The organism is Sporomusa termitida (genome assembly GCF_007641255.1).
Taxonomy (GTDB): Bacteria; Bacillota; Negativicutes; order Sporomusales; family Sporomusaceae; genus Sporomusa; species Sporomusa termitida.
The window spans coordinates 845,615-858,749 of sequence record NZ_CP036259.1; the positions used below are offsets into that span (position 1 = coordinate 845,615).

Sequence of the window (13,135 nt, forward strand, 5' to 3'; positions counted from 1 at the left end):
GTTTACGCTGGCGGCCAGATCAGCTTACCGTTAAATATGGCCTGTATTGATTTGCACACGCAATTGCAAAACCTCGGTAAAGAATTCGACCGGCACCAAGGTTTTTCCCCGGACGATTTCCGGCGGGTAGGCCAATTCAAGCTCTGTTTCTTGATTTTTATATAAAGTGCTGCCAATGGCCAGCGTCGCTACGGTTTGGTTGTTAGCCTGGAGCTCAATGCTGGCATCCTCATCAGACCAGATAACCCTATAGCCGAGGTGTTCGGCAACAATCCGCAGCGGCAGCATGACAGTATGTTCGTCAGTACGGATGATATTATCACTGTGTAAAGGCAGCTCCTGGCCCTGTATCACAATGACACCGGCCAGGGGGTGAACCCGGATATCATACCCGGGTTGCAGCGCCACCACCTTGGTTGCTCCGGCCTGCCCCGGCATACTCATTGTCATAACATCATACCATACCAGCAGTTCAGAGCCTTTCTTTATATCGGCAATTGCGCCAAATACGTCAGGCCGGATAGTAATAAGCTGATCCCGATTGCTGGAAAGCACCCGTACACTACCGTCAGTGCCTGCTTCCACGCCGGCAACCTGCAGATACTTGCCGCTGCTGCTGTCACCGGTAATCAAGGCCAGGGCGTAGCCCTGGGGCGGCAGGCTTTTCATCAGCCGGGGCCCATAGTAGGCAGTAATCTTGTCGCCTTCCTTTAGTTCGGAAAACTGAATTTTTCCACCATCCACTCCAGCCCGGATATGTGTGTCAGGCTGAATATGAAGGACAATCTCTTCCAGAGAGCCTTTACCGGCAATTGTAACGCTGTTTTCACCGATTGCGGTAATTTCCCCTGCGGTTATCAATACGTTGCGCTCGGGTTGAGGCAAGGCCGGCGCGGCAGTGCCAGGCGCTGCCTGTACGATTAGGGTTATGCTCATTAATAGGGCGATCAATAAATTTTTCATAGTTCCTCCTTTAGTCGTATCTAGTAGTCCGCCAAGTCTAAAGCTATAGGCTGAATTGCGCGAGATTTTTCGCCCAGCAAGGCGAAGGAGCCCTGCATATCGGACATATGTGAGGCGACGACAACGAAGCTGGACGGGAAATCTCGCGCCAAGAACACTGTAGATTTGGGCTTGGTGGACTACTAATATAATTAACGCTGGTTCCGCAGAAAAGTAACTCTTATTTCCGGTTTTGCAGGAGTTTTTTTGTTGGTTTTGAAATATTAGAATAGCCGAGAGTTAACTGTTTTGCCAGTTGATAATATAATACGAAAGGCAGTATGCACAATGAAAAAACACATGAATTTATTTTTTCCCCAATGGCAAGGCGGCGGACAAGATCTGTCAACCTATGAGGGGGCCCTGGAATTAAAGCATAATTATTGCCAAGGGGTCAAGCTTGCAGAAGTGGCAGTCAGCACCGCAGCGGTTAGTGCAGCCAGGCATAACATTGTCGGATATGCCGAGATTTTTCGGCAGCTTGCACAGGCAAAAGATCTGATCAGGCAAACCCAGCCGGAAACAATATTTACGGTCGGCGGGGGGTGTGATGCTGATGTCGCACCAATTGCGTATTTAAATGACAGGCTGAAGGGCGACCTGACAGTCTTATGGTTTGACGCGCATGGCGATATGAATACACCGGCGTCCTCTGCCAGCAGGTACTTTTATGGAATGCCTTTACGGGCTCTGCTGGGGGAGGGGGAAGGCGAAATTGTAAAATTGACGCAGCCCCATTTACTGCCGGCGCAACTTATTATGCTGGGGGTTCGGGATTTAGATGCCGCCGAAAAAGAATATATTGCTGACCAGAATATCCGTGTGTTTGACGTAACAGCTATTGAGCAAAAGGCGGATTCGGTAATTGAAGCAGTTAAAATGAAGGGGTCTGCTAATATTTATATTCACATTGATCTGGATGTACTTGATTTTGTTGAATTCCCCCATGTTCCCGTGCCGGCGCCGGCAGGGATGAGGATTAATACGTTTAAAGAACTCTTAAAGAAGCTTGATCAAGAATTCAAACTGGTCGGTTTGGGTCTTTTTGAATACCAGAATTCCGGAATCGGTCGAATTGACTTGTTGGCGGACATTATTGAAATAGGGGTTAGATTATAGACGGCGAACCGGACAGGGACGTGGTATTATTTTGCTGTGCTTTTCTGCGCCGGGTAGAGCGGGCCTGCTATTGCCGACAGAAGATTCAATACAGTGGGGAACGGGCACGATACTATGCTAAATGCAAAACAATATCTTTCCCTTTAGGTGGGGAATATTTATTGCCAACTAGTTGACATTTCAACTAGTTGGCGATAAAATTTAAGTAGTTGAAATATCAACTACTTAAATGGAGGTTTTACATGCCTAATTTAACAAATGAGATTTTGCGGGAGGTGGGCATGCTGTCCCGCTGTATTCAGTCGATTAGCGACATTAAATTTCGGGAGTTTAAGTTGCAGCGGGGACAGTTTATTTTTTTTACCCGCATTTGCGAAAACCCGGGTATTAATCTAATTGATCTTTCCAATATTCTCAAGGTGGATAAGGCAACAACAACTAAGGCCATACAGAAGCTGCTGGCCGAAGATTATGTATGGCGGACACGGGATAGCATGGACAAGCGGATGTGGCATTTGTTTCCTTCCTTAAAGGCGCAAAAAATTTATTCCTATCTCATTCAGGAAGAGAACCGGAATATTGAAATTTGTTTGCAAGGCTTTACTCAGGCAGAAAGAGACCTTGTTCATCGCCTGCTAAAAAAAATGCGTGAAAACATTGAATTAGATTGGAAAGCGTTAAAGTCATACAATGAAGATTATGATTAATAGGATTTAACAAAGGAGGCATAATCCCTTGCCAAACATTATCATTCGCAGGTTTTCCCCGGAATATGAAGATGAAGTCGTTAAGTTAATCCTCCATATACAGCAAAATGAATTCAATATTCCTATCGGGAAAGAAGATCAGCCGGATTTAAGCGATATTCCCCATTTTTATCAGTCAGGCTGCGGCAATTTCTGGCTGGCCAGTTGTGGTACCGAGATTGTAGGCACGATTGCCCTGATCGATATTGGCAATCAGCAGGGGGCCCTAAGGAAAATGTTCGTGAAAACCGCTTATCGAGGCAAAATGTATAATACAGCGACACTGTTGCTCGGCGAATTACTGGCCTGGGCCCAGGAAAAGGAGCTGCGTGAAATTTACCTGGGTACAACGGCGAAATTTTTAGCGGCCCACCGGTTTTATGAAAAAAACCGCTTCGTGCAAATACCCCGGGAGCTATTGCCCAGCCGGTTTCCGGTTATGAAGGTGGACACAAGGTTTTATAAGTTTGTTGTGTAATAAAAAATGCAGCCTAAACCCTTGCAGAGTAATCTTAAAGCCAATTTTAGTTTATGCTGATGTGGTATTGAAGTAAACTAAAAAGATAGTTCCTTCAGCACTGGTATTAATCTTGATAAGAGCATTATGTCTATGGGCTATCTGGTAGCATATAGGAATACCCAAACCGGCGCCGGTATTTTTGCTGGTAATAAAAGGGGTGCCTAATTTATCAAGTATGTAAGCAGGAATACCTAGTCCCTGGTCACAGACAGATAAAATAACCTGGCCAGTCGCGTGGGTGGTTTTAATAACCAGACTGCCTCCTGCCGGCATAGCCTCAATACTATTACGCACCAGGTTTAACAGCAACTGGTGAATTTCATTTTCATCTAAAAGGAGTTCGGGGATGATATTAAGGTCAAGGGCTACAGACACAGCTGCAGAAGTGGCATCGGCCTGAATCTGGGGTAATAACGCTTCAATGATCGCATTTAAGGAGCATAGCTCGAAGTTTGAAAATTTTGACCGTGATAGAGACAGGTATTCGTTAATAATGGAATTGGCCTGGTCGATTTCCTCAAGCATTAGTTCAAACTTTTTTTTATCAGTCTGGTATGTTTCCTTGCCTCCCATAAGCTGTAAGTAACCACGCACGGTGGTCATAGGATTGCGGATTTCATGAGCGACCGTTGCGGCCATATTTCCTACCATCGTCATTCGATCCAGCGCTAAATCCTTCCGGGATGTGATATCCCGGATAATACCCTGCAATGCGGCAATTTTACCATGACTAGTATAAATCGCTGTACATTTCTGCTCGATCCATAGGCTTATCTTATTTTTTCGCACCAGCCGTAATGTTACTGTTGTCTCAATAGATTTGGGAAAATCACGGATAAAATTTTCGAGCAAGCGCCGATCATCAGCATGTATTAAGGCAAAGACCAGCCTGTTATTTTTGTAAAATTCTTCAGGCGTATAGCCAGTAAGCAGGTGAACCGCCGGATTAACATACTGGAGTTGGGCTGTAGGATAGATTTGATAGAAATAGATGGTATCGGCTGCGTTTTCCGCAAGCAACCGGTACTGCGTTTCCTTATTGATTAAATCCAGCCGGCTTTTTTCTAAAAATACTATTACCGTACTAATGGCAATTATCAGTCGCAGAATGCCGCTGATGATAGTTATGACGAGCGGAAAGGCTTGGATATAAAAAGGCATAGCTATAGTGAGGATGCTCCAGAGGGTGAAGGCGACACCGGTTATGATTCGTCCCATTCCGGTTACCTCCACCTGCCGGAGGAAAACTGCGGCTATCCAGGCCAGCACTATACCGGCAAACCAGGTGGGCAGGATTAAGGTATAAGTAATCGGGGCCGATAATAAAAAGCATACCATACTCAATAAAGAGGCGCTGATCGCTCCATATAGCCAGAATCTGTTAAAGGGTCTGTCAATGAAGCGATAAGTGCCCCAGACAAAGGTCAGGCTACAGCCAATAAACAATAGCTGATATATTAAAAAAAATAATATAGACTGTTTCCAGTCGAATATCCCGGAGTCAAAAAAGATATTACGCATTAACAGCAGGAACCAGGCAAGCGCCCATAGGCCAATATGGCGTTCACGGTACATAAAATATAAATGTATATATACAAATATCATAGACAATGTGCCGGCTATTGCACTAATTATCGTTATGTAAAAAAGATCCATAAATTCTCCTGATAATACAATTATTTACATTTTAATATACCACAAAAGTATGAATTCTCCTTTTTTAATAAAGTATAACCTGATAAAATAGATAACATTGGGTATATTGCGGTATAATAAATATCTATCACACTTTGGTGCCGCCAATGCTTATTTGCGGCGCAAAACTGCTAGTAGCTTGTCAGCTCCTAAAACGGTAGAATAATGGCGAGGCTATTCTTCGCAAACCAAGGCGGAAGGGAGGCATACCGGACGTATGCTGACTGACGACAACGAAGGGTTGCGAAAAATAGACCGTCAGTATACACTGGATTTGGGCTGATAAGCTACAGTGGCATCTGATCAGACAAAGAGGTGAGAATTTATGGAGATTCATAACGACTCTGTTTCACTGGCTGCTTATGAAAGCATGGCTGAATACTACCTTAACGATGTTGATAACAAAAGCTATAATGCTTACTATGAAAGGCCGGCAACCTTGTCCCTGCTTCCCGACATTGCGGGCCAAAGGGTAGTCGATGCCGGCTGTGCGGCCGGTTGGTACACCCAGTGGCTACTGGCAAGAGATGCGGCCGTCACAGCCCTGGATTTCAGCCCCCGGATGATTGAGATGACCAGAAAAAGGGTCGGCGACCGGGCGGAGATTATTCAGGCCGATTTAAACAGACCGCTTGATTTTATCGGGGATCAATCCCAAGATATCATAATTTCTTCCCTGACGCTGCATTACTTAAAAGACTGGACGGTTGTAATGAACGAATTCCACAGGATACTTGTAAAGGAAGGCATGCTCATATTTTCTGTCCATCATCCGTTTATGGATTTTGCTGTATTTAAAAAAGAGAATTATTTTCTCACGGAATTGTTGGCTGACGAATGGGAAACGCCTACGGGAAGGGTGAAGGTCAATTTTTACAGGCGGCCTTTAAGTGCCATTATCTCATCTGTGCTTGGTGCAGGATTTATAATTGATCAATTACAGGAGCCTATGCCAACAGAGAAATTTAAGGAAGAACAACCTAATGAGTATGAAAGGCTGCGCAAAAAACCACACTTTTTATTTTTAAGAGCCAGGAAGCCCTGAGTTATCTTAGGGATGTTGTGTCAGGTTGGACAATTTTAGGCTGATGTTAGATTTGGAACCCTGTATTACTTAATCAGTTTCTAAAGAATACGATATTAAACTTAGAGATGGTTTTTTTGTGTGGGAGATGATCAGCAGATGAATTTTAACGGAGTTTCGGCAATGTCGAAAAACCAGGCCGTTTACAGGCAGGCGGCCTCGAGCAAGCTAAATAAGTGCCCTCACCATTATTGGCGAGGGCACTTATTTAGCTTCAATATATGATGGGGACCAATTGCCAAGCATTGTTTCAGTGGCAAGAAAGATTCTAACTTAACTATAACGGATTAAATTATTGATATTTAATAGTTTCCTAATATCATTTTATAATTTGCCTGTCTTTTTGAGAGGTGAGACATATCACCTACCAGCAGATCTTACTGAAGCAGTTAGCGTCCTCCGCCTCGCCTTGCAAAAAAATCCCCGCGAATCTTTTACGCTTTTAATGTAGCCAGACCACTAGTTGTTTTCAACAACTGTCTCTTTTAGTCTTCCTGCAAAAGATCAAATTGTTCATTAACAATTTACATAAAAAACTCATATGATATTGTAATTAACTCTAGCTAACTCATTTAAAAGGCAGCGCCAGGTCGACAGACTTCGCTGTAACGCGCACAGACAGTTTTAACCAATGTTAATGTGGCCATTGTGATTTTGATTGATTATTGACAATATTGATGTCTGCAATCTTATAGGTAAGTTTGGTTAAGCCTGTAATTTCATTATTTTAATGGAGGGATAATGTGGATACCATAGGTTTACAGCTTCAGCGGCAGCTGGACGGAATCATCAACTCAGGTGCCAATGTAATTTTTGATAATATTTTGGACAGTTTCGGCTTGGTAAGTTATGATCCTGCCACGGGTATTATAACAATTAACAAAGCTGGCAGGTATCTTGTCAATTGGTGGGTGGCAACCCAGTCCACACTCGGAAGCAGCGGTATAAACTTTGCTATTATAACCTCGCAGGGAGCGGAATTTTCGGGAGAATCGCCCATGAAAATAGGCGAAGTTGTTGGTTTTGTTTTACTACAGGTCGACAGCGTACCAATAACATTAAGACTAGTTAATAGAAGTTTAAATACTGCGGCTTACTCAGGCATAGTGAACAGTAAAGCATTTCTAGCATTAGCTGAAGTCCCGCAAGAAACCGGAGTTACCGGAGCCACTGGGGCTACTGGCGAAACGGGAGCTGTTGGGGCTACCGGAGCCACTGGGGCTACCGGCGAAACGGGAGCTGTTGGGGCTACCGGAGCCACTGGGGCTACCGGCGAAACGGGAGCTGTTGGGGCTACCGGAGCCACTGGGGCTACCGGCGAAACGGGAGCTGTTGGGGCTACCGGAGCCACTGGGGCTACCGGCGAAACGGGAGCTGTTGGGGCTACCGGAGCCACTGGGGCTACCGGCGAAACGGGAGCTGTTGGGGCTACCGGGGCCACTGGGGCCACCGGCGAAACTGGGGCTACTGGAGCCACCGGTCCCAATGTATCGCAAGAAGGCTTTTCCGCGTTCATTGATACATTCTCGGCTTCTAATAGTTCACAGCTAATTGATTGGACTGTGACGGCACCTTATTTTGATAGCCCTAACTTTGACGAAGCGACAGGGAATTACACCGTTCCGGCTACCGGGGTATACTCTGTTGCCGCAACTATAAACTATTCAGTCACTGCAGCGATATCGATTTCTCTTGGTGCCGGTGTTAATCCCGCCTTTGTAATCAGAAGAACTAGTCCGACCACTACGGATTTAATTAGTGGATTATTTCCTCTATTAAATGTTAGTGTAACTCTATTAACCTTGAGAACAATACTAGGAAATGGCACAGTTACAATAACCGGCGAAGTTCAATTAGACGCAGGTGATGTTATCGGCCTCTTCTATGTTGCCAATGGATTGGGCCTTGCTATCGACATCGGCGGTGCTTCGACAGGGACTGTATGGTCTGTCTATAGACTGACTTAGCAGCCTATAGCTGCTGGGGCTCAAAAACTTAGGATGATTTCGGGTTAAAAGTACAATAAGATGCGCCTGGTTGCCTATCACGGCTTACTCAGGCGCATTTTATTATTTATCCAACGAGTCTGTATTTAGAAAAATAAGTTGATAGGTTGCTGTGAGCTATAATAAGACTTCTGTCAACCCTATGGGAGTGGCAGGAGTTTTTTATACTTGCATTGAAATTTGCTGAGATAGTTTTTTCTGGGAAAAATGGCCCAATCAGTGGTTATCAATATAGTCTTGCAGTTGGTTGTGCCACTGTACCGTATCGTATATCTGCGGCTCGGTTGCTTCGTTCATTAGGAGATCCACCAAATAGCGCGGTGTTTTGCCACCAATATACATTGATTTGATACACGAAATACAGTAGACGCAAACAGCCTCGCAAGGCATCGAGACTGCTCGTTCTTGCATTTTTTTATGAACCTTGTCTATTGGCAGCGCAGGATAAAAATTGTCGCCACAGCATATGGACTGAGAACCGTAAAACTTTGTTTCCACAACATCAATATTCATTTTTTTTTACAAATTTCGTACAGCCTGATGGACTTGCGGTTTTTCCCGTACAGGACAGGCATCGTGTACCGACACCTTCAAACCTTGGTAGTCTGGGTACTGAAATGCATCCAAGCCATCAAGCACTTCCCATAAAGAGATTGTGGATATGCCGTCATATAAGCTTCTGAAGCGCCTGTCACAGCCAGCACATACATTAATAATCAACGAGCCTGCCTCCAGCTGTGGTTCATGGCGGCAGCATATCTTGTGCAGTGCAGTTACCCCGTAGTTTTCGTTTAAAAACTTTACTATTTTATTTTCGATTTCAGGCTTATATATACTTAAGGCACAACCTGGATTAAAATATGTTTTTTTCTTTATTGTCATACATGGATCTCCCTCACTTTTTTAGTTTAATTATAACGGTAGAAAGACGAAAAATCGTCTCGATTTTGGAGTTTTAATTTTAGTACATTCTCAAGGCTGAAAGTTTAATAAATCTTAATAGGTTGCGTTGAGTGGATTCTGACTATGTTTTAATATAGAAATAGACATTGGGCAATTTGGGGTTAATGCTTTAGCTAGCCTGTATATATGTAGGGAGGAGAGACGTAATGGCCAAGCGTTTTTATGCTGTAAAAACAGGCCGTGTCCCGGGCATTTACCGGACATGGGAAGAGTGCAAAGCACAGGTTGATGGATATCCAAGCGCTAGTTTTAAAGGGTTTGTCACAGAAGCGGATGCCAGGGGCTTTCTTGCCGGACCTTCGCAGTCCAGTACCACTCTTGCTGAAAAACCAAAAAAATGCAAAGCTGGCAAGGCGATTCCGTCACCGGCTCCAGCTCAGCCGCAAAAAGAATATGACGAAGGTAAAATTATTATTTACACAGACGGTTCATGCTTAAAAAATCCTGGTGGGCCTGGCGGGTATGCTGCGGTTATCCAGGTTGGTAAATCTGTTAAGGAATTGGTTGGTGCGGAGTTATCAACCACTAACAACCGCATGGAAATGCAGGCTGCCATCGAGGCCCTGCGATTATTTGATCAGCCGGCTGACATCATTTTACATACTGACAGTCAATATTTACGTAAGGGGTTTGCAGATGGCTGGGTAGAAAAGTGGAAAAGGACGGGTTGGATCACGAAAGCGGGTACACCGGTTCTTAATAAAGAACTATGGCAAGAGCTTGACCGGTTAAGAAGTATTCACAGGGTAGTTTGGATGTGGGTAAAAGGACATCATGGTAACCCCATGAATGAACGCTGCGACGAGTTGGCAGTAGGCGCAGCAATTAACGAGGCTGAAAAAAACGGCTGGCAGGGTAAGAAGCGGGGCTAAATATAGAGAATCCCCCCTTCCTGATATTTAGCCTTGCACACAAAAAGGCAGTACGGCTCCAGGTAATGAAGCCGTACTGCCAGCAAATTATTTTATTTACCCTGTGTTATCCTTACCACCTGTGGGTGGCGGTCAGCAAGACGGCCCGCCCTTCACCGGCAACGCCATACGTGCTGTAAGCATAGGTTTGATACTGTTTGTCGAATACATTGCGGACATTGAGCGCATAGCGCCAGCCGGCCGTTTCATAATGAAGCTGGGCATCGGCCACGACCACGCCGCCCAGTCTGACCGTGTTGGCGGAAAAGTAGGTCGGTCCAATATACCGCACGCCGGCTCCGATTCCCAGGCCTTTCAGCTTTGTTCCCGGCACGGCATAGTCGGCCCATAATGAGGCGCTCTGGCGGGGCACGCCGGTGGTGCGCAGGCCCACTTCCGCAGCCGTATTGCTCTTAGTGGTTTTAGCGTTGAGCAAAGTATAGGAAGCTGTGAGATTCAGGTTGCTCAAGGCTACATTGGCTTCCAGTTCCAGGCCTTTGGAAGTGACTTCACCGGTTTGTACATTATAATATTCATTTTCTGTATTTAACGGGTCTGCGGTCAAAACATTCTGCCTGCGCAAATCAAAGACCGCCGCTGTAAAGCGGGCATTCCTGTTTTGCGGTTCATATTGTACGCCCAGTTCGTATTGCCGGCCGGTAGTCGGTTTAAAAGGATTTTTATTCCGGTCGGCACCGGACTGAGGCTCAAAGGATTCGGAGTAGCTGATATATGGCGACAGTTCGCTGGTGGCATGATAGACCAGGCCGGCCCGGCCGGTAAAGGCATCCTGGTCAATCGTTGTTTTGTCTCCGGTCTGGGGATTGACGCCGTTCAACTGATACCAGTCCTGGCGGCCGCTTACGGTTGCCACCCACTTGCCGCCGAATTTCATCTGATCCTGCAGATAAATCCCGGTTTGTTTGGCCTTGGCTTTATAGATAACCGGCGCATACACCTCAGTGACCGAACCGGTGTAATTTAAGTCGTAAATATCCAGATCGGTGATCGCCCACTTGACATAGCGATTGGTCCAGTCGGCATGACGGTAATCAATCCCTACCAGGGCAGTATGCTCGACCGCGCCGCCCGTCCATTTGGCTTCGCCGTAAGTGTCAAACGTATAGGCATCCAGCGTCTCATCATAAATGTAAGCGGTGCGTTTCAGCGTCCGTCCGTCTTCCTGCAGCGTACTCCCGGTCATATTGTACCGCATGTCCACCTGACCGTAGCGGAAATTCTGATGCAGCGTCCAGACCTTGTTAACTGTGTGGTCCAGCAGATAACCGAAATAGTATTGCTCCCGTTCATAACCGCCCCAGCCATTTTCCCCCAGATTTAGCTTTTCCGAAAATCCGTACAGGCTGTGGTTCGGGTAATATACCTTAAGCGCCTGGCCGCCGCCTGCCAGCCTATCCTTCAAATAATGGGCCTGAAAGGTGATATTAGTGTCCTTATCCGGTTGCCAGCCGAGGGAAGGCGCAATAAATGTCCGTTTCGACCAGGTGTAGTTAGCCGGCAAATCCCGGTCCCTGGCGAGAGCGGTCAGCCGGAAGGTGACCTTTTCCTGCCCGTCAGCCTGGCCGCCAATATCAATGGCGGCACTTTTAAAGCTGTCGGTGCCGCCCTGAAGCTGGACTTCCCTGACCGTTTGGGAGGTCGGCCGCTTGGTCGTCATATTAAACAGCCCGCCGGGCGAGCTGCCGCCATAGGTGACAGAGGCCGGTCCCTTGATAATACCCACTTGCTCCATCCCGTAGGTTTCAAAGTCCCATATCCCGAAATTGCCATTGTCAAACAACTGCAAGCCATCGACAGTGGTGTTGCTGTTACCGACACTGAAGCCCCGGACATAGCTCCAGTTCCAGCGGGTGTCATTGCCGTACAGATTGGCGTGGACCCCGGCGCTGTATTCCACGGCCTGGGCCAGATCAAGGACAACAATGAGCATAACGCAGTTAAACAGCGCCGGTCTGGCGGCCAGGCTGGGGTACCATCAGGCCGGCTCCAGCGATGGTTTGATCTATTCTCTTTCCACCCAACACCCCGGGATAAACAGCTGGATCAGGGATATTTTTCCTGCCGCGGGTTTGCTGGCCACCACAACCTATGCCCAGTTGGAAGAAGCCATTACTTTGATTTACACCCTGCCGCAGTCCTGGCTGTATTTGCTTTCCCTCGACAGCGGCGCTATAACCATCCATGAAAATGGCAAAAAAGCCCGGCGCCTGCAGCGGGGCATTCACTTGCTTGTCTATAGGGAAAAAGCTGTCAGGATGATGTTTCAGCCTGCTGAGCGACTGATATATACCGCGATCGCGGTTAGCGGGGAGTTTCTTGCCGCCTATTTAAACAGCCATCCGCTGGAGCGCCCGTTTACGGTACAGGATGCCGCCCGCTGGGAAAAACGGCATTATGATGCACCTGATATTCAACTAGTTTTCGAACAGCTGAAAGCGGCGGTACGCAACGACAAGCTTTCTCCCATGTATTATGAAAGTAAAATGATTGAAATCCTGGCCCTGATCCGGCGCAATATCCAGGACGAATACTCCTGGAAAAGGCATCAGAAAAGCGAACGCAAAAGCCACGTCACCTATCAGAACTATATATATCTGGAGCGGGTCAAAGCCGAGCTTGACAAGAACATCCTCCAGGCACCCACCATCGGCCAGCTGGCGCTTGTCGCCGGCATGAGCGTACCTAAGCTTTACCGGTGTTTTAAGGAGCAGTATAAGATGACTATCGCCGGTTATGTACGCCGGGAAAAAATGAAATATGCTATGCGTCTGTTATGGAATGATGGGCTGAGCATCCAAAACATTGCTGTCAAGGTAGGCTATGAAAACTCCAGCAAATTTTCCGCCGCTTTTAAACGGGTTCACGGTTTTCCGCCCCGCCATTTCCGTAAATCATTCGGGTTGTAAAACGGCTGCAGGGCTAGTGTGACTATGGGATGGTCCTTTTTGGCACATATGCAGAAAGGCGAAACATCTTTCATTAATGTTTAATAGATTGAATTTAGCCGTACATTCGTCTAGCAATGGTCATTTTATTTCCGAGGGGCCCTTAGTTTTTCTGTAAGCGTT

12 protein-coding genes are annotated in these 13,135 nt (G+C 46.4%); 7 read left to right on the forward strand and 5 right to left on the reverse strand.

The features are described from left to right. Window positions 1-30: 30 nt before the first annotated feature. Complete coding sequence (locus SPTER_RS03790) at window positions 31-963, reverse strand: stalk domain-containing protein (protein WP_144349131.1); 933 nt, start codon at window positions 961-963, stop codon at window positions 31-33. 327 nt (window positions 964-1,290) lie between these two features. On the opposite strand from SPTER_RS03790, the gene SPTER_RS03795 reads away from it, so the two are divergent. From SPTER_RS03795 to SPTER_RS03805, 3 genes are all read left to right on the forward strand, one after another. After that, the gene (locus SPTER_RS03795; protein WP_144349132.1) at window positions 1,291-2,121 is read left to right on the forward strand and encodes an arginase family protein; all 831 of its coding nucleotides are present in this window, start codon (window positions 1,291-1,293) and stop codon (window positions 2,119-2,121) included. A 242-nt stretch (window positions 2,122-2,363) separates the two neighbouring features. Next, the gene (locus tag SPTER_RS03800) at window positions 2,364-2,828 is read left to right on the forward strand and encodes a MarR family winged helix-turn-helix transcriptional regulator (RefSeq protein ID WP_246105473.1); all 465 of its coding nucleotides are present in this window, start codon (window positions 2,364-2,366) and stop codon (window positions 2,826-2,828) included. A 28-nt stretch (window positions 2,829-2,856) separates the two neighbouring features. Next, window positions 2,857-3,345, forward strand: coding sequence for a GNAT family N-acetyltransferase (locus SPTER_RS03805; RefSeq protein WP_144349133.1), 489 nt, complete (start codon window positions 2,857-2,859; stop codon window positions 3,343-3,345). A 51-nt stretch (window positions 3,346-3,396) separates the two neighbouring features. Here the strand turns inward: SPTER_RS03805 and SPTER_RS03810 are convergent, their stop codons facing one another. After that, a complete protein-coding gene (locus SPTER_RS03810) occupies window positions 3,397-4,962 on the reverse strand; it encodes an ATP-binding protein (RefSeq protein ID WP_246105474.1) in 1,566 nt (521 codons plus the stop codon). A 445-nt stretch (window positions 4,963-5,407) separates the two neighbouring features. On the opposite strand from SPTER_RS03810, the gene SPTER_RS03815 reads away from it, so the two are divergent. Beyond that, entirely contained in the window at window positions 5,408-6,127 is a 720-nt protein-coding gene (locus SPTER_RS03815) for a class I SAM-dependent methyltransferase (RefSeq protein WP_211367440.1), read from the forward strand. A 782-nt stretch (window positions 6,128-6,909) separates the two neighbouring features. Then, window positions 6,910-8,133 (forward strand): hypothetical protein, encoded by a 1,224-nt coding sequence (locus SPTER_RS03820; RefSeq protein WP_211367442.1) that lies wholly within the window; start codon window positions 6,910-6,912, stop codon window positions 8,131-8,133. Between the two features lie 255 nt (window positions 8,134-8,388). On the opposite strand, the gene SPTER_RS25010 is transcribed toward SPTER_RS03820, so the two are convergent. Together SPTER_RS25010 and SPTER_RS25015 are read right to left on the reverse strand one after the other, a co-directional pair. Further along, on the reverse strand, window positions 8,389-8,685 hold the full coding sequence (locus SPTER_RS25010) for a hypothetical protein (protein WP_211367444.1): 297 nt from the start codon (window positions 8,683-8,685) through the stop codon (window positions 8,389-8,391). A 6-nt stretch (window positions 8,686-8,691) separates the two neighbouring features. Then, entirely contained in the window at window positions 8,692-9,054 is a 363-nt protein-coding gene (locus SPTER_RS25015) for a hypothetical protein (protein ID WP_211367445.1), read from the reverse strand. Window positions 9,055-9,281: 227 nt separating this feature from the next. Between SPTER_RS25015 and rnhA the strand changes: the two genes are divergently transcribed. Then, on the forward strand, window positions 9,282-10,007 hold the full coding sequence (gene rnhA / locus SPTER_RS03830) for a ribonuclease HI (protein ID WP_144349135.1): 726 nt from the start codon (window positions 9,282-9,284) through the stop codon (window positions 10,005-10,007). A gap of 112 nt (window positions 10,008-10,119) precedes the next feature. Here the strand turns inward: rnhA and SPTER_RS03835 are convergent, their stop codons facing one another. After that, window positions 10,120-11,997, reverse strand: a complete 1,878-nt coding sequence (locus SPTER_RS03835; RefSeq protein ID WP_144349136.1) for a TonB-dependent siderophore receptor — start codon at window positions 11,995-11,997, stop codon at window positions 10,120-10,122. On the opposite strand from SPTER_RS03835, the gene SPTER_RS03840 reads away from it, so the two are divergent. Further along, window positions 11,990-12,973 carry an AraC family transcriptional regulator gene (locus SPTER_RS03840; protein ID WP_144349137.1) on the forward strand — a complete coding sequence of 328 codons (984 nt, stop codon included), beginning with the start codon at window positions 11,990-11,992 and terminating at the stop codon, window positions 12,971-12,973. The two genes, SPTER_RS03835 and SPTER_RS03840, sit on opposite strands and share 8 nt — an antisense overlap. The last annotated feature ends 162 nt before the right edge of the window (window positions 12,974-13,135 follow it).